This is a genomic window from Salinicola aestuarinus (genome assembly GCF_003206645.1).
GTDB lineage: Bacteria > Pseudomonadota > Gammaproteobacteria > Pseudomonadales > Halomonadaceae > Salinicola > Salinicola aestuarinus.
Window position 1 is genome coordinate 18,581 of record NZ_PZJP01000001.1, and the last position, 17,014, is coordinate 35,594.

General features: G+C 63.2%; 12 protein-coding genes and 1 riboswitch. Of the genes, 3 read left to right on the top strand and 9 right to left on the bottom strand.

The window, feature by feature from the left end; translation table 11 throughout:
* Positions 1 to 154: 154 nt before the first annotated feature.
* The 5 genes from DOM41_RS00085 to metK all read right to left on the bottom strand — a co-directional run bounded on the left by DOM41_RS00085 (position 155) and on the right by metK (position 7,267).
* Positions 155 to 2,368: a TRAP transporter permease gene (locus tag DOM41_RS00085; RefSeq protein WP_110685192.1), complete on the bottom strand. Its 2,214-nt coding sequence runs from the start codon at positions 2,366 to 2,368 to the stop codon at positions 155 to 157.
* Between the two features lie 93 nt (positions 2,369 to 2,461).
* Positions 2,462 to 2,971, bottom strand: a complete 510-nt coding sequence (locus DOM41_RS00090; RefSeq protein ID WP_245391681.1) for a DUF1850 domain-containing protein — start codon at positions 2,969 to 2,971, stop codon at positions 2,462 to 2,464.
* A 37-nt stretch (positions 2,972 to 3,008) separates the two neighbouring features.
* Positions 3,009 to 4,445, bottom strand: a complete 1,437-nt coding sequence (locus DOM41_RS00095) for a TAXI family TRAP transporter solute-binding subunit (protein ID WP_110684814.1) — start codon at positions 4,443 to 4,445, stop codon at positions 3,009 to 3,011.
* Between the two features lie 123 nt (positions 4,446 to 4,568).
* The gene (locus tag DOM41_RS00100) at positions 4,569 to 5,822 is read right to left on the bottom strand and encodes a cation:proton antiporter (protein ID WP_110684815.1); all 1,254 of its coding nucleotides are present in this window, start codon (positions 5,820 to 5,822) and stop codon (positions 4,569 to 4,571) included.
* Between the two features lie 224 nt (positions 5,823 to 6,046).
* A complete protein-coding gene (gene metK, locus DOM41_RS00105; protein ID WP_110684816.1) occupies positions 6,047 to 7,267 on the bottom strand; it encodes a methionine adenosyltransferase in 1,221 nt (406 codons plus the stop codon).
* 346 nt (positions 7,268 to 7,613) lie between these two features.
* Between metK and DOM41_RS00110 the strand changes: the two genes are divergently transcribed.
* The 3 genes from DOM41_RS00110 (at position 7,614) to DOM41_RS00120 (ending at position 11,930) form a co-directional block, all read left to right on the top strand.
* Complete coding sequence (locus DOM41_RS00110) at positions 7,614 to 8,735, top strand: Gfo/Idh/MocA family protein (protein ID WP_223160890.1); 1,122 nt, start codon at positions 7,614 to 7,616, stop codon at positions 8,733 to 8,735.
* A 203-nt stretch (positions 8,736 to 8,938) separates the two neighbouring features.
* Positions 8,939 to 10,933, top strand: coding sequence for a transketolase (gene tkt / locus DOM41_RS00115; RefSeq protein ID WP_110684817.1), 1,995 nt, complete (start codon positions 8,939 to 8,941; stop codon positions 10,931 to 10,933).
* Between the two features lie 155 nt (positions 10,934 to 11,088).
* A riboswitch (FMN riboswitch) is annotated at positions 11,089 to 11,289 on the top strand.
* 143 nt (positions 11,290 to 11,432) lie between these two features.
* Positions 11,433 to 11,930, top strand: coding sequence for a 6,7-dimethyl-8-ribityllumazine synthase (locus DOM41_RS00120; RefSeq protein ID WP_110684818.1), 498 nt, complete (start codon positions 11,433 to 11,435; stop codon positions 11,928 to 11,930).
* A gap of 191 nt (positions 11,931 to 12,121) precedes the next feature.
* On the opposite strand, the gene DOM41_RS00125 is transcribed toward DOM41_RS00120, so the two are convergent.
* The 4 genes from DOM41_RS00125 to DOM41_RS00140 form a co-directional block, all read right to left on the bottom strand.
* The gene (locus DOM41_RS00125) at positions 12,122 to 13,624 is read right to left on the bottom strand and encodes a tripartite tricarboxylate transporter permease (protein WP_110684819.1); all 1,503 of its coding nucleotides are present in this window, start codon (positions 13,622 to 13,624) and stop codon (positions 12,122 to 12,124) included.
* A gap of 18 nt (positions 13,625 to 13,642) precedes the next feature.
* Positions 13,643 to 14,086 (bottom strand): tripartite tricarboxylate transporter TctB family protein, encoded by a 444-nt coding sequence (locus DOM41_RS00130; RefSeq protein WP_110684820.1) that lies wholly within the window; start codon positions 14,084 to 14,086, stop codon positions 13,643 to 13,645.
* An 85-nt stretch (positions 14,087 to 14,171) separates the two neighbouring features.
* Positions 14,172 to 15,224 (bottom strand): type 2 periplasmic-binding domain-containing protein, encoded by a 1,053-nt coding sequence (locus tag DOM41_RS00135; RefSeq protein ID WP_110684821.1) that lies wholly within the window; start codon positions 15,222 to 15,224, stop codon positions 14,172 to 14,174.
* A gap of 343 nt (positions 15,225 to 15,567) precedes the next feature.
* Entirely contained in the window at positions 15,568 to 16,620 is a 1,053-nt protein-coding gene (locus DOM41_RS00140; RefSeq protein ID WP_110684822.1) for a class I fructose-bisphosphate aldolase, read from the bottom strand.
* Positions 16,621 to 17,014 lie beyond the last annotated feature (394 nt).

Genomic DNA, 17,014 nt, shown 5'->3' on the forward strand with positions numbered 1-17,014 from the left:
GCTTGTGGGACCAAAGTCGCATGGGCATCCGTTCGCGCTGCCCCCGCCGACGCTTGCCGCGGAACGATCTGTTGCCTCAACGAAACGACGCCCGCCTCAATCGAGGCGGGCGTCGAAAAATCGCTGACGAAGACCCTTCGTCGACGAGCTGGCGCTAGCCGTGACGCGCCGTGGGAGTCGGGTCTTCGGGTGAGGATTTGGCTTTGGCTTTGGCTTTGGCCAACCCGAAGAGCACCAGCGTGATGGCGCCACCGATGATGTCACTGGTCAGACCCGGGAAGATCAGCGTCAGCGCCCCGACTGCCGCCAGCAGACGCCAGAACGGATTCAGCGGTCGACGCAGATACCCCTCGACCGCGATCGCCAACAGCAGCACCCCGACCACGCCAGTGACGATGACCCAGAGTGTATTGCCGAGGGTGGCATCGATCATCAGCATGCTGTGGGCGAAGACGAACATGTAGGGCACCACGAACCCGGCTACCGCGAGCTTCATCGCCTGAAAGCCCGTGGCGTTGGGCGAACCGCCGCTGATACCGGCACCGGCGTAGGCGGCCAGCGCCACTGGCGGCGTCAGGTTGGCAAAGAGCCCGAAGTAGAAGACGAACATGTGCGCCACGAAGATCGCCGTCTCGCTGCTGCCGGCGAGTTCGCGGAACAGCGGCAGGTTGAGCAGGATCGGCGCGGCCATGGTGCTGGTAATGATGTAGGTCGGGATGCTGGGCAGCCCCATGCCGAGCACGATCGACGCGACCATGGTCAACGCCAGCGTCACCACCAGCTGGAGCATCGGAATGGGAATCTGCTGGCCGAGTGTCACCACCGCGTCCGCCGCCTCCAGCGCCACGCCGGTCAGCGTGGCGACGCCCACGATGATCCCCACCGCGCCGCAGGCCACGGCGACCGGAATCGCGTTGCGCACGCCGTCTACCATGGCATCGCGACAGTCACCGACATCCATCTTTTCCGCCACCATGCCGAGCTTCGCCCGCAGGGCGTTGATGATCACCGGCAGCGCGATGATCGCGAACAGCGTCCAACGCCAGGTCGGGAAGTTGGGCAGCGGGTTACCGCCAATCAGTGCGCGAAGTTGCGGCTCCAGAATCAGAAGGACCAGTGCCACGCTCAGCCCCAGGGTGACGCGACGTGTCCCGCAGATCAGTACGGTGGCGGCGATCGACCAGAAGGCGGCGAAGAACGGGGCGCGACCGTCGAACAGCAGCCATAGCAGCACCGCCATAGGCACCAGCAGGTGCCCACGCTTGAGCATGACCTCCTTGAGCGGAGTGAGCTGCGAGCGGGGAATGCCCTCGAGCCCGTTACGCATGGCGCGCAGGTGCACCTGGAACAGCACGCCGAGGTAGTAAAGCAGTGCCGGAATGATCCCCGCCAGGATCACCTGGGTATAGGGCACGGCCAGCACCTCCGCCATGATGAACGCCGCCGCTCCCATGATCGGCGGCAGAATCTGCCCGCCGACGCTCGCCGACGCTTCCACCGCCCCGGCGAAATTGGGCTTGTAGCCGGTCCGCTTCATCAACGGAATGGTGAAGGCACCCGTGGTCACGACGTTGGCAATCGCCGAGCCGTTGATCGACCCGAGGAAGCCACTGGCGATAACGGCGACCTTGGCCGGGCCGCCACGAGAGTGCCCGGCAATCGCCAGCGCCAGATCGTTGAAGAGCTGGCCAAGCCCCGACTTGCCCAGAAAGGCACCGAACAGAATGAACAGAATGATGTAGCTGGCCGACACGCCGATGGCGGTGCCCAACAGCCCCTCGGTGATAAACACGAGGTGGGAGACGATCTGCCGGCAGGTGGCCAGCACGATCGCCTCGTTGATCTGCGGGTAGAACGAGAGCTTGGCGTAGAAGCCGTAGAGCAGGAACAGCGTCGCCAGAATCGTCAGGCCCCAGCCGGTAACGCGGCGCGTGGCATCGAGCACCAGGGCGATGGCGACGAAACCCACGATCATGTCGGTCTGGTTGATGCGCCCCGCCGACGCGATGACGCGATCGGAGACGACGAGCATGTAGAGGCCGATACCGAAGGCGATGAGGGCGATCAGCGCATCGCCCCAGGGCACCCGATCGCGCGCCCCCTTGCGAGTCAGCGGGTAGAGAATGAAGGCCAGCCCCAGCAGCGTGTAGAGGTGGATGCTGCGCTGGGCAACGTCGACCAGCGGCCCGGAAAAAGAGGTATAGAGATGGAAGAGCGCCAGCGCGACACTCAGCACCGTCACGAACTGGATCACCGCCTTCGGCAGGCGATCTCTGACCAGACTCTCACGGTCGAACTTCTCCAACGCCTGCTTCACCGCCGGATCTTCCGATCCGTCGGCTGCAAGCGTCACTGTCTTCTCTGTCATTTCGATGTCATCCATCGGTAGGTTTGCGATCACACCGGGGCGCGGGCGATCGCGGTTGTTGTTATGGCTGGCTTGCCGACTCGGCCGAACGCCTCAGCGTCCCGCGAGCCAAGTTCGCATCAATGCCGGTGTCGCGCGCCAGAGCGGGGCACGCACGACGACGAATTCAAGAATCGGGGGGGGCGCAGAATGCGACAGCGGTATGACGCGGCCGTTGTGAATCAGTCGATAGTGCTCGGCGGCAGCGGCCTGAACCAGCAGCGGGTCGACGATGCGGTCGATCCCCGTCATCACGACCCAGCCGTCCGCCAGATGCGTCTCGGTGCCGGCGCTGGCCGGCACGCCTGCGCCGAAGGTCTTGAACCGGGTGCCGGTGATCTCGATGGCCCCCGCGTCAGTGACCGAGAACCACTCTTCCCAGTCCTCTTTCTCGACCGAGTGCATCCAGCGCAGCGTGAACTGGGTGCCGCTACCACCGGGCAACGCCAGACGCCAGGCGGATCCCTCTTTCACCACCAGCCAGGGCAGTGGATAGACGACGACAGCCGCGATGATGACGAGCATCACCACGACTGCCAGGGTCTTGCCTTTGAAACGCTTCACAACGACGCTTTATACCCACGCGCGGTCATCACGGCCCTCAGGACTGGGGATCTTCATCCTGAGCGTTCTCTTCACCGTCATCTCCCTCGACATCGACGTTGTCTTCAGGGGTATCGGCGCTAGTCGCTTTCTCCGGCTCGGCCGTTGCACCGTCGGCAGCGGTCGTCGCCGCCTCGGCATTGGCTTCGCTGGAGGGCTCGGCGCCGGTGCCATCGGTACCGCCCTGATTGGCGTCTTCCACCGCGTTCACGTCGGCGGCACCGGCCGCCTCGCCGCTGTCGCCGGCGGCTGTCATCTCGCCTGCAGCGTCATCCGCGGCAGCATCGTCTTCGGCCGCCTCCGGCAGCGTGGCGTAGAAGGACTCGGCGCCCGGATTCAGCGGCACCACGAGATGAGTCCCCATCGTGCTCGGATCGAACTGACGCAGCGCGCCGACGGAGACCTTGTCGGACTCCAGATAATCGTGGAAACGGTGGGTCAGATCCTCGGCAACGTCTTCACGCATGTCGCCGCTGACGATCAGCAGGTTACGAATCGCCACGGTATTCACCGCCGTGTCGAGGTCATAGCGCTCGGCCGCATCGGCGGGGATTTCGTAGGTCTCGTAGTAGGGGTACTTCTCGAGCAGCGTGTCGGCGACATCGCCCGCCACCGGCACGAAGGTCACGTCGGTGCTCTGCATCAGCCCGGTAATGCTGGAGTTGGGCACGCCGGAGGTGAAGAAGGCGGCATCGAGGTTGCCGTTACTCATCTCGGTGACGCTGTCGGCGTAGCCGGTGTGGCTCACCTGCGCGAGATCGTCGTAGCTCAGCCCGGCGGATTCGATCACCTTGGCTGCGCTCTGTTCGACGCCCGAGCCCACCTTACCGACGCCAACGCGCTTGCCGGCGAGATCATCGATGCTGTCGATGCCGCTGTCGGCGGTCGCCACCACCTGCACCACATTGGGATAGAGTCCCGCCAGTGCCTGGATGTCGGCCGGATTACCGTCGAACTGGTTCTGCCCTTTCACCGCATCATAGGCGACATCGCTCATCACGATGGCGATCTGGTTAAGACCATCGGTGATGTTGTTGATGTTCTGCACCGAGGCGCCGGTCGCCACGACCTGCACGCCGCCGACCACGTCGCTCGCCTCGAAGACGCCCTTCAGCGCACCGCCGATCGGATAGTAGCTCCCCCCCGTGCCCCCGGTACCGAAGATGAGGTTGACCTGCTCGGCGGCCGCCTCGCCGCCGCTCGCCATCGACTCGTCTTCTTCAGCCGACGCGTCCGCGGTGTCGCTCTGTGCGACGTCATCGGATGACGACTCGCTGCCCCCGGCGCTGGTGTTCTCGCCGCTGCTCTGCTCGGCGCTCTGGGTCTGCGCCTGCGTCTCTTCCTGAGCCTGCTCGTCGTTATCGTCACCACAGCCTGCCAGCAGTGCGCCGGAAAGGCCCAGGGCCGCGACCGTCATTGTCGTGCGTAGCTTCATGTTCACCTCGTCTGACCACTCGTATTATTCGTGGATCCGGCGACGCGCGCCGGATCGAGTGCACCAAGAGTAAGGAACGGCCACCCGTGATACCACGGCCAACCCGACAACTAAGACTAAAGTCTAACCTTCTGGAGTGGCCGCTCCCGCATCGCCGGGCACGACCCGCCGGACCAGCGCGCCGATGGTCAACCCCTGAGTCACGATCGAAAACAGCACGATGAGATAGGTGACATTGAGCAGAATGTCACGGGATTCGCCGGCCGGCATCGACAGTGCCAGCGCGACCGAGATCCCGCCGCGCAGGCCGCCCCAGGTCAGTACGCGGATGGAGCCGGTTCGAAAGTGCGAGCGTGCCAGCAGCGCCGGTCCCGAGACGACGAGGCCGCGCACCGCCAGCAGCAGCGCGATCAGCGGTAGCGCCACCAGCAGATAGTTCCAGTCGAACGGCAGCACCAGCAGTTCGAGCCCGATGATCACGAACAGCAGCGCGTTGAGGATCTCGTCGATCAGCTCCCAGAAGTCATTGAGATGTTCGCGGGTACGGCTCGACATGGCGTGCGTCCAGGCGTGGTTGCCCACCACCAGACCCGCCACCACCATCGCGATCGGGCCGGAGACATGCAGATGCGTCGCCAGGGTGTAACCGCCCAGCACCATCGCCAGCGACAGCAGGACCTCGACCTGATACTGGTCCACCCGGCTCATCAGCAGATGGACGCCGTAGCCGAGCACCAGCCCGAAGAGCGCGCCGCCGCCGGCCTCCTCCGCGAACAGGGTGATGGCGTGCCAGCCCGCCAGCGACTCACCGCTCTCGGCGGCGCCGACCAGCAGCGTGAAGAGCACGACCGCCACGCCATCGTTGAACAGCGACTCGCCGACGATCCGCACCTCCATGTCCTCCGGTGCCCCGGCGCCGCGCAGGATACCCAACACCGCTACCGGATCGGTCGGCGATATCAGTGCCCCGAAGACCAGGCACCAGGGCAGCGCGACGGGCGCCCCCATCACGTCCAGAAGCCAGTGTGACGCGAAGCCGATCAGCAGCGTACTGACGAGGACCCCGAGCGTGGCGAGCAGCCCGATCGACAACCAGTAGCGCTTGAGCTTCTTGACGTCGACGTGCAGCGCCCCGGCGAAGAGTAGAAACGAGAGCATGCCGTTCATCAGCAGGCTGTCGAAGTCGAGCGCTTCGACCCAGCCACGGGTGACGGCAGCCGGCGCCCCCAGCCCCAACCCGGCGAGTCCCTGGATCGCCAGCGAGAGTAGCAGCGCGATTACCATGACTCCGATTGTCGCGGGCAGGTGGACGTAGCGTTCGTTGAACCAGGCCAGACAGGCGGTCAGGGTCAGAACGATGGCAGCGAGTTCGAGCAAGTCACTCTCCTTGTGGGTAACGGATGTGGGTAGCTGACAATGTGGGTGGCTGAGAATGTGGGTGGCATCTGGGGGCCTGACTCCGGGGACTGGCGTGAGTCACGAGAGAGCGCCACTGTGGCGGATCATCGGCGGCTAGCCGGAGGCATCGCGGATTGGCCAGACCCCAGACGCAAAAGGACCCGCCTGAGCGGGTCCGTTCAACGCGACATGGCGCGGCGACTTCAGAGGCCGGCGGCGGCTCTCAGCGACTCGGCCCGATCCGTCTTCTCCCACGGGAAGGCGGTAAAGGTCTCGGTCTGGGTCTCGCCGTTGACGTCGGTCCAGGTATAGCTCGACTCGAACGGCTCGCGACCGAAGTGGCCGTAGGCCGCCGTCAGCCGATACATCGGATGAAGCAGATCCAGCATCCGGGTGATCGCGTGCGGGCGCAGGTCGAAGTGCTCGCGCACCAGATCGATGATCCGTGCTTCGTCGATCTTGGCGGTGCCGAACGTGTTGATCGATACCGAGGTCGGCTCGGCGACACCGATCGCATAAGACACCTGGATCTCGCACTTGTCGGCGAGGCCGGCGGCGACCAGATTCTTGGCAACGTAGCGCCCGGCGTAGGCCGCGCTACGATCCACCTTGGAGGGGTCCTTGCCGGAGAAGGCGCCACCACCGTGCCGCGCCATGCCGCCGTAGGTATCGACAATGATCTTGCGCCCGGTCAGGCCGCAATCCCCGACCGGGCCACCGATGACGAACTGGCCGGTCGGGTTGATATGGAATCGGGTGCCTTCGTGAAGCCACTGGGCCGGCAGCACGTCACGGATGATCAGGTCCTCGACCGCCTTGCGCAGGTCTTCCTGCGAGATGTCAGGGTCGTGCTGGGTAGAGAGCACCACGGCATCGACGCCGGTGGGCTGGCCGGCTTCGTCGTAGGTAAAGGTGATCTGACTCTTGGCGTCAGGACGCAGCCAGGAGAGCGTGCCGTTCTTGCGCAGCTCGGCCTGGCGCTCGACCAGACGGTGCGAATAGTGGATCGGCGCCGGCATGAAGGAGTCGGTTTCGTTGGTGGCGTAGCCGAACATCAGGCCCTGGTCACCCGCGCCCTGATCCTCGGGCTTGGCGCGATCCACGCCCTGCGCGATATCCACGCTCTGCTTGCCGATCAGGTTGATCACGCCGCAGGTCTCGCCATCGAAGCCGACTTCCGACGAGGTGTAGCCGATATCGAGAATGACCCGGCGCACCAGATCTTCCAGATCAACCCAGGCGCGGGTCGAGATCTCGCCGGCAACGATGGCGACGCCGGTTTTCACCAGCGTCTCGCACGCCACTCGCGCCTGCTTGTCCCGCGCAATGATTGCATCCAGCACCGCATCGGAGATCTGGTCGGCGATCTTGTCGGGGTGCCCCTCGGAAACGGATTCAGACGTGAATAGAGAGTATTCGCTCATGGCGTACGGAAGTCCCTTACGTTCTCTGGTGGCGACTCGCGACGGCGACCCGCAAGGCATTCGACGCGCCGGCGCCGGGAAAAACACGGTGAGTCAACGGCGACGGGCGTCCGCGCGACGGTCGCCGGGCGGGGCGGAAATTCTACACAGTCCATCGCTGACTGCCTATCGTCCAGACCGAGGGTGAGCGATGCCCGGCGTTGCCGTTACTTCATCGGCTGTCCGGCATCAGATCTTGAACTAGCCTTGGTGAGGATCCCGATCGCCGAGAGGTAGCGGCTCTGACAGTCAGTCCGTCTGAGCGAGCTTGTCGGCGGCCAGCGAATTGCGTTTCAGGAGACACGACATGACACAGTCACACGACATGGCACGGTCAAAGGTGCGTTATGCGGTGGTGGGTGGCGGCGAGATCTCGCAGCGCGCCTTCATGCCGGGTATCGCTCGCAGCGAGATCTCCGAGATGACCGCCCTGGTCACCGGTGACCCGAAAAAAGCCGAGGTGCTGGGCGAGCGCTATGGCCTCAAGGTCTACGGCTACGACGACTACGATACGCTGCTTCGCTCCGGCGAGATCGACGCCGTCTATGTCGCCACGCCCAACTTTCGCCACCACGACGACAGCATCCCGGCACTCGAGGCGGGGATTCACGTGCTGCTCGAAAAACCGATGGCGACATCGGTCGCCGACGGCGAGGCGATGATCGAAGCCGCCGAGCGCGGCGGCGCCAAACTGATGATCGCCTACCGCCTCCACCACGAGCCGGGCACGCTCGAGATGATCGACCATATGCGCCGCGGCACCATCGGCGCGCCGCTGGCGTTCTCGTCGCAGCTAACCCAGGACCTGCATCCTGCGAACCACCGCGCCAAGCACGGCTACTGGGCCGGGCCGGTACCGGACATGGGCGCCTATCCGATCAACGCGGTTCGCCACCTCTTCGGCCAGGAACCGATCGAAGTCAGCGCCATGGGGGACGATCGTCCCGGGCGCGACTACGACTGCACCGACAGTGTCAGCGTCAGCCTGCGCTTCCCCGAGGGCCGTCTGGCGCAGTTTTTCGTCAGCTACTCCGCCAGCGGGCTCAACGCCCTGAACGTCGTCGGCGAGAAAGGCACACTCTTTTCCCGGCCCTGTTACGCCTTCGGCCCCGATGTCTCGATTACCTACGAACTCAGCGTCGACGGTCAGACCCAGTCGCACTCGGCAGGCGCCGTGGAACAGTTCGGCGGTCAGATCGACTACTTCTCGCAGTGCATTCTCGACGGCGTCGAGCCCGAAGCCGACGGTATCGAAGGTCTTCGCGACATGCGGATTCTCGAAGCGATCGAACGCGCGCTGGACAGCGGCCAGCCACAGCCCCTGGAACCGCTGGCCTACCGCGACCGCATGCGCCCGGACCAGGTGAGACGGTTCGCAACGGTCGAGCGCCCCGAGGTGGTCAGCGTCGCGACCATCACCGGCGACTGAGCCGACACGGCTACCGGCGGTTGGAGAGCAGCCCTGTATCCGCTGCCTGACGGTGCTTATACTGACCCCAAGTATGGCGTCCCGCCGATGTGCCAGCGGGTCGCGCCAGCCGCGTTCGCGCCGCCGACTTCATTGCCCGGTTCGAGGTAACGGTGCCGGGCGCAACGCGGTCATTCATTCCGATTCAGGAGATCCGATAGCCAATGCCATCTCGTCGTCAGTTAGCCAACGCCATCCGCGCGCTCTCCATGGACGCCGTCCAGCAAGCCAACTCCGGCCATCCCGGCATGCCGATGGGCATGGCCGACATCGCCGAAGTGCTCTGGAACGACCATCTGAAGCACAACCCGGGCAACCCGGACTGGGAAGATCGCGACCGCTTTATTCTCTCCAACGGCCACGGTTCGATGCTGCACTACTCGCTGCTGCATCTCACCGGCTACGACCTGCCACTGGAAGAGCTCAAGAACTTCCGCCAGGTCGGCTCGAAGACGCCCGGCCACCCCGAGCATGGTTTGACCCCCGGCATCGAGACCACCACCGGCCCGCTCGGCCAGGGTCTCGCCAACGGCGTCGGCATGGCGGTCGCCGAGCGCGCGCTCGCCGCCCAGTTCAACCGTGAGGGACACGAGATCGTCGATCACCGGGTCTGGGTCTTCGCGGGCGATGGCTGCCTGATGGAAGGCGTCAGCCACGAAGCGTCCTCGCTGGCGGGCACGCTCGGGCTCGGCAACCTCACCGTGTTCTATGACGACAACGGCATCTCCATCGACGGCGAGGTCGAGGGCTGGTTCACCGATGACACCGCCAAGCGTTTCGAAGCTTACGACTGGCACGTGGTACGCGACGTCGACGGCCACGACGCCGAACAGATTAGCCGCGCGATCGAAGAAGCCAAGTCGGTGACCGACAAGCCCTCGCTGATTATGTGCAAGACCGTCATCGGCTTCGGTTCCCCCAACAAGGCAGGCAAGGAAGAGAGCCACGGTGCCGCCCTGGGTGAAGACGAAGTCGCGGCGGCGCGCAAGGAGCTCGGCTGGGAGTCCCCCGCGTTCACGATCCCCGACGAGTACTACCAGGCGTGGAATGCCCATGAGCGCGGCCAGAAACTCGAGGCCGAGTATGACGCCAAGCTCGCCGCCTATGAGAAGGCCCACCCCGAACTCGCCCAGGAGCTGAAGCGTCGCTACAGCGGTGCACTACCGGAGAGCTTCGATGGTGATGCCCTGGTCAAGCGCGCCCAGGAGAAGTCCGAGAAGCTCGCCTCGCGCAAGGCGTCTCTCGCCGTGCTCAACGAACTCGGCCCGGATCTGCCGGAGCTGTTTGGCGGCAGCGCGGATCTCGCGCCTTCGAACCTGACGCTGTGGAAAGGCGCCAAGGCGATCAGCAAGGAGGACTTTGACGGCGACTATCTACACTACGGCGTGCGTGAGTTCGGCATGGGCGCCATTGCCAACGGCATCGCGACCCACGGCGGATTCATCCCCTACGACGCCACTTTCCTAGTGTTCATGGAATACATGCACAACGCCGTGCGCATGTCGGCGCTGTCGCACACCCGGATCATTCACGTCTACACGCACGACTCCATCGGCGTGGGCGAGGACGGACCGACCCACCAGCCGATCGAGCAGCTTGCCGATCTGCGCAACCTGCCGGGGCTGGCGACCTGGCGCCCCTGCGACGCCACCGAGACGGCGGCGGCCTGGGTCGAGGGCCTCAAGCGTGAGACCGGGCCGACCGCGCTGATCTTCTCGCGTCAGGATCTGCCGGCGCAGTCCCGCGACGACGAGCAGCTCAAGCAGATTCGCCGCGGCGGCTACGTCCTCAAGGACGCCGAGGGCGGCAAGCCCGAGCTGATCCTGATCGCCACCGGCTCAGAAGTGGGTCTGGCAATGGACGCGGCAGCGGAACTCGAGGGCAAGGGCCGCAAGGTCCGTGTCGTTTCCATGCCCTGCACCACTGAGTTCGATCAGCAGGACGCCGGCTACCGCGAATCCGTGCTGCCGAGCAGCGTGCGCCAGCGGCTGGCGATCGAAGCCGCGATCCCCTCGACCTGGTACAAGTACGTGGGCCTTGACGGCGACGTCATGGGCATGACCACCTACGGCGAGTCCGGCAAGGGTGGCGATCTGTTCAAGCACTTCGGCTTTACCGTCGATAACGTTGTCGAGCGCGCCGAGAAGCTGCTGGGCTGATCCCCGCTGGGGCTTTCGCGCTGAACCTAACGCCCGGCTTCCTGCCGGGCGTTTTGCGTTTCGTGCCTGCCCCGCATCGCGACCGTTCTTGGAAAGCTAGTTTCTCACTGCCAGCGACCGTAAACTGGCCAGGTGTCGCCAGATTCGATCTGGCGACGCGTTCTCAGGGCGGGGTGAAAGTCCCCACCGGCGGTGATGACGCGAGACTTTCGGAAGGATATCCGGGCCTGGCTCGAGATGACGACCTGGATGATCGCGTTGAAGCCCGCGAGCGCTCGAGGCCACAGGCCACGAGGTCAGCAGATTCGGTGTGACTCCGAAGCCGACGGTTAAAGTCCGGATGAAAGAGAACGGTTTTCTCAGCCAGCGACGACGCGGCCAGTCGCCGAGCACACTCGCGAGTCAGCGGGCTCGACGACGCCCTATCCCGCCCCGCCGAGCGGACCGAAGCCCTGATTCTGGTTCCCGTGACGACTGTCACCGACTCAAGGAAACGACCATGAATCAGCCCAGTCCCCTAACGCTATCCGCATCGCCCCGCGGCGCGCGTATTGCCTTCATCCGCGCCGACTGGCACGGCGATATCGTCGAAAATTGCCACGCGAGCTTTCTCGCCACCCTCGCCGAGCACGGTTTTCCCACCGATCAGGTCGAGACGTTCACTGTCCCGGGCGTGTTCGAAATCCCGCTGCAGGCGAAGCTGCTGGCGAAAAGCGGGCGCTATGGCGCCATCGTCGCGTCGGGTTTTATCGTCGACGGTGGTATCTACCGCCACGACTTCGTCTCCACTGCCGTCATCGATGCCATGATGGCGCTGCAGATGGAGCAGGAAGTGCCGGTCATTTCCGCCGTACTGACACCGCATCACTTCCACGAGCACGACGCCCACCTGCAGTTCTTCCGTGACCATTTCCTCAGCAAGGGCCGCGAAGCCGGCGAGGCGTGTCTGAAGACGCTGGAAAACCTGGCTCAGGTGCGCAAGCTCAGCGCGGATTGAGCGACACCGCGCTGGACGTTGTGTCACGAGTGGACAAAGAGAAGCCCCCGCCATCGATGATGGCGGGGGCTTTTTCCTATCGGACGCCGGGTGTCAGCGACGTCCTGCAGCCAGGGTGCGGAGCCATGGCCAAACCGGCTGTGGACAAGATAAGCCGGATTGCGCTTTCGCCTTAGCGCCTCTCGGCTTGCCTAGCTCTGCATACTGGCATGGCGGCGATTTCGAATATTGACGTAGATCGCGAAGGCCAGCGACATGGCGATCAGCACCCAAAGCATCATCGCAATCGGGCTCTTGGTGAAGAAGATCGAGAAGTTGCCGTAGGACTCGAGACTCTTCACGAAGTAGATCTCTGCCGACTTGCCGAGGATGAAGCCGATAATCAGCGGCACCGTTTCCAGTCCGATCTTGTGGGCGACCCAGCCGAAAATCCCGAACAGCAACAGCGTCCACACGTCGAACATGATGCCGTAGTTGATCGCGTAAGCCCCCACCACACACATCATGATGATCAGCGGGTAAAGAATGTACTTGGGTACCTCGATCACCTTGGCGATGGGCTTGATCGCCAGGTACATGATGGCAAACATCAGCAGGTTGGCGGCCAGCAGACCGATGATGATGAGATACCAGGTATCCATGTTGTTGCCGATGAACAGCGGCCCGACCTGGATCCCCTGCAGGGTGAAGGCACCGATCAAAATCGCGGTAGTCGAATCCCCCGGTATCCCCAGCGATAGCAGCGGCACCAGCGCACCGCCGGTCAGTGCATTGTTGGAGGCTTCTGAAGAAACGATACCCTGCGGCGCGCCCTTGCCCATCTGGGAGGAGTCCCGCGAGAAATTCTTCTCCTGGCTGTAAGCCAGCACCGAGGCTGCGCTACCGCCGACACCGGGCAGCATGCCCACAAAGGTGCCGATGCTCGACGAGCGCACCAGATTGATGAACTGACCCTTGAAGACGGTGAAGGAGAACTTCTTGCCGTTCTTTAGTGAGATACGGCCCTGGTTCGAGTCATTCTTGAAGCTCTTTTCCGCGTCCAGCAACACCGTCGTCAGACCGAAGATCCCGATCAGTACCGGCAGCAGTGAGAAGCCATCGATCAGGTAGTACTCCATCCAGTCGAACATCAGGCGTGTTTCGCCGTTGCCGCCATCCATGATCGAGTAGGTGCCGATCAGGCTCAACCAGACGCCGAGCACGCCGCTGAAGATCCCCATCAACAGGTTGGAACAGAGCGAGGCGATGACCGTCAGCGCCAGCAGGATGATCAGGAATTTCTCGACGTTGGAGAACTTGATCGCGAAGTCGGCGAGGATCGGCGCAAAGAAAAACAGCACCGCGGCACTGAAGAGACCGCCGAAGATCGATGCAACGATACCGGTCTTTAGCGCGCGCTCGCCCTCGCCGCGCTGTGCCATGGGATAGCCGTCGAACGTGGTGGTAATCGACGACGGCGTCCCGGGAATGTTGAGCAGAACCGCCGGTACCATGCCGCCGGAAATCCCCCCGACGTAAAGACCCAGCAGAAGTGCAACGCCGTTCTCGAGACCGAAGGCATAGGTCAGCGGCAGACACACCGCCACCGCCATGGTAGCCGTCATGCCAGGGATCGCGCCGAAGATGATGCCAACCAGCGTACCGGCGGCGATCAGGCCGAAAAACATCGGCGTGAGGTGAGACAGAATGTCCATCGTGTACGTCTCCGAAGATCAGGGCAACGTGATGCGAAACAGTTGCGCCAGCACGTACCATGCAAGCGTCGGCGCGATCAGCGCGTTCAGAACGACGATCAGCAGCAGTCGTCGCGAGAAGTGATCGATATAGAGCAGCGACAGGGCCAGCACGAAGACGATCGAACAGATCAGAAAGCTGTAGCCGGTGTTGGGAAAGACATCGCTGAGCTCGCCCATCATGTAGAAATAGATCGTGGTCAACACGATCGTGCCGAAGAAGCGCTTGCGATCGAACTCGCCGCTGCGGCCGGCCAGAACCCGCCCGGCGTTCTTGATGCCGGGCACCACATGGCGATAGCGCGTAAGCAGGATCACGCCCAGCAGGACCACCAGAATCCAGGTCACGATGCGCGGAAAAAAGAGATTCGACTGTCCGAAGTCAATGCTGACATCGAACAGAGATAACCAGTGGCTTTCCATGGAAAGCGTCTCCTACGTCGACACCTCGTCGACAGCAGCAGGGAAAGAAGGGGCGTCGGCCGGTAGGTAGCCGACGCCGAACGGATCAACCCTGAAGGTTGTCGATGATGGCTTCGTACTCGTCGTTTTTCTGCTTGATCGACTCGACGGCCTCGGCGGCAGGCTTGAAGTCAGGCACGAAGAACGCGCGCTTGAGCTGCTCGTTGACTTCGCCTTCCTCAAAGACTTCGGACAGCGCGGTGTCGATGCAGTCGACGGCGGCCTGATCCATGTCCTTGTTGTAGAGGAAGAAGAACTCTTTATCGAAGGTGAAGCTGTCGTCGCTGTCAGCGCTCATCGGCATGTTGACGCCGGCGTACTGCGTCAGCTGTTCGCGAGTCGTGTCACCCATGCCTTCTTCGTTGGTCTGGGCGATGGTCTCTTCCGGCGAGGTCAGCCAGATGAAACGCATGGATTTCTGATCGTCTTCGGGCAGGTTGGTGTACTGCTCGTTGGCCTGTACCGATCCGTTGATCACATCCACCGCGCCGTCGAACAACAGCTGGTTCTTGTCGGCCTGCGAACCGGTGTTGACTGCGACGATGTTGCCTTCCTGACCCGGATGCTCGAGGCGAACCGCGTTCTTGAGCGCGGAGAAGCCCAGCTCGGAGACGCCGCCCGGCTGAATCGCCACGCGAATCCGCTCACCGTTGCCGGCGGCTTCGATGATGTCGTCCATCGTCTGATAGTCAGAGCCCTTGGGCACCAGGTAGGCATTGCCCGGGTTGATGGCGAAGGTGGGGCCGACGGTATAGTTCTCGAAGATATCGGGATAACCGTTCACGCCGTAGAGGTTGCCGAGGTAGCTGCCATCGTGGAAGACCATGATGGTGTTACCGCGACGGTCGCGCTCGAGCGCGCGGAAGGCGCCCATGACGCCCACGGCATCGACCTTGGCGTTGATGTCGAGGTGGTCGGCGAGCTGGTCGACGACGATGCTGGATGCCTGATAGGTGTCGCCGCCGGTCGAGGTCGAACCGATGACCACTCGCAGATTGCTCGGCAGCGGGCAGTCGTCCTGCGCTTGAGCGGTCGCGGTCACGCCGAGTGCGGCAGTGGTCAGAGCAACGACGCAGGCCTTGCTGAAAATCGTAGTCATGATACGTCTTCCTTCACCGTGGTCTCGCTTCAGTGCGCAGACGGCCGCATCGAAGCGAATTGGAATGATAGCGTTATCATCAGTCTCGTCAGCGAAGGTAATGAAGGCGACTTTGTCAGACAATTCAACTTAGGTCTGCAGACTAAAGTCTTACAACAAAAAAAGGACGCCAGGCAGACACCTAGCGGTAATCATCGGCAGAACGGCGGGAAGATCAAGGGCAAAAAATTGAAGTTGATGAGAATCGGTGCCGCGGACACCGGGCGGGCAAAAAAAGAGCCCGCTGTCGCGGGCTCTCGGATCGACTCGACGCCACTTGTCGTCGACCTGCCTGACATCACCCTTAGGCGATCGTCACGTCCTTGGAGAGATAGACGTCCTGGACCGCATTGAGCAGTTCGACGCCTTCGTTCATCGGTTTCTGGAACGCCTTGCGTCCGGAGATCAGGCCCATGCCGCCGGCACGCTTGTTGATCACCGCCGTGCGCACCGCTTCGCCAAGATCGGAATGCCCCTTGGAGCCACCGCCGGAGTTGATGAGGCCCGCACGCCCCATGAAGGAGTTGGCCACCTGGTAGCGCGCCAGATCGATCGGGTTGTCGCTGGTCAGCTCGCTGTAGACCTTGTCGTGGGTGTGACCGAAACCGATCGCCTTGTAGCCGCCGTTGTTCTCCGGCAGCTTCTGTTTGACGATATCGGCCTTGATCGTCGCCGCCAGGTGCACCGCCTGACTCGTGAGGTCGGAAGAGACGTGGTAGTCGGTCCCGTCCTTCTTGAACTCCGGGTTGCGCAGGTAGGACCAGAGCACCGTCACCATGCCCAGCTCGTGGGCGCGTTCGAAGGCCTCGCTCACCTCCTGGATCTGACGGCGGCTATCTTCCGAGCCGAAGTAGATCGTCGCCCCCACCGCGATGCAGCCCATGTCGTGAGCCTGTTCGATCTGCGCGAACATGGTCTGCTCGTACATCGCCGGCAGTGTGAGGCTCTCGTTGTGATTGAGCTTGAGCATCATCGGGATCTTGTGCGCGTAGCGCCGCGCCACCGAAGAGAGCACGCCCAGGGTCGAACAAGCGCAGTTGCAACCGCCCTGCACCGCCAGTTCCAGAATGTTCTTGGGGTCGAAATACTGCGGATTCGGCGCGAACGACGCGCCGGCCGAGTGCTCGATGCCCTGGTCCACTGGCAGGATGCTGAGATAGCCGGTGCCGCCAAGGCGACCGTGATTGAACAGTGTCTGCAAGTTACGCATGACGTGGGGGCTGCGATCGGAGTCGGAGAAGACACGATCGACGAAGTCCGGGCCGGGCAGGTAGAGATCTTCTTTCTTGAAGCCGGTACAGCTATGGCTCAACAGCGTCTCGGCTTCGGCGCCCAGCAGCTTGGCGATATCGGTCATGATGCGGTTCCTCTCTTCTCAAGATGGCGAGTCCGCGCGAGATAGCGTGCTCGTGCGAACGTCCTGTACGTTCTGATGACGTCTTGCGCGCCACTGACGGATCAAAGTGTGCGCGACTGAATGTTCACGTCTCGAGACGCGTCATCGCGCAGTCTCGAAAAAGGTCGTGAGGGGCCGCCCACGCCGCCCGAAGCCTCAGGTGACGCTGGGCACGCCGACAATCGACGGGTGCCGAGGCAGGGTTCGACCGAGACCTGCCGTTGCCGTTCCACGCCCTGGCGTGCGACGGCGCCGCCCAAGAATAAGCGACATTGCGCCGCAGTTCACCCACTCCCGGCGCGACGTTACGTCATCGCAACACAGCGTCCGGATCGGAAAGCCTGCCACGAATCGG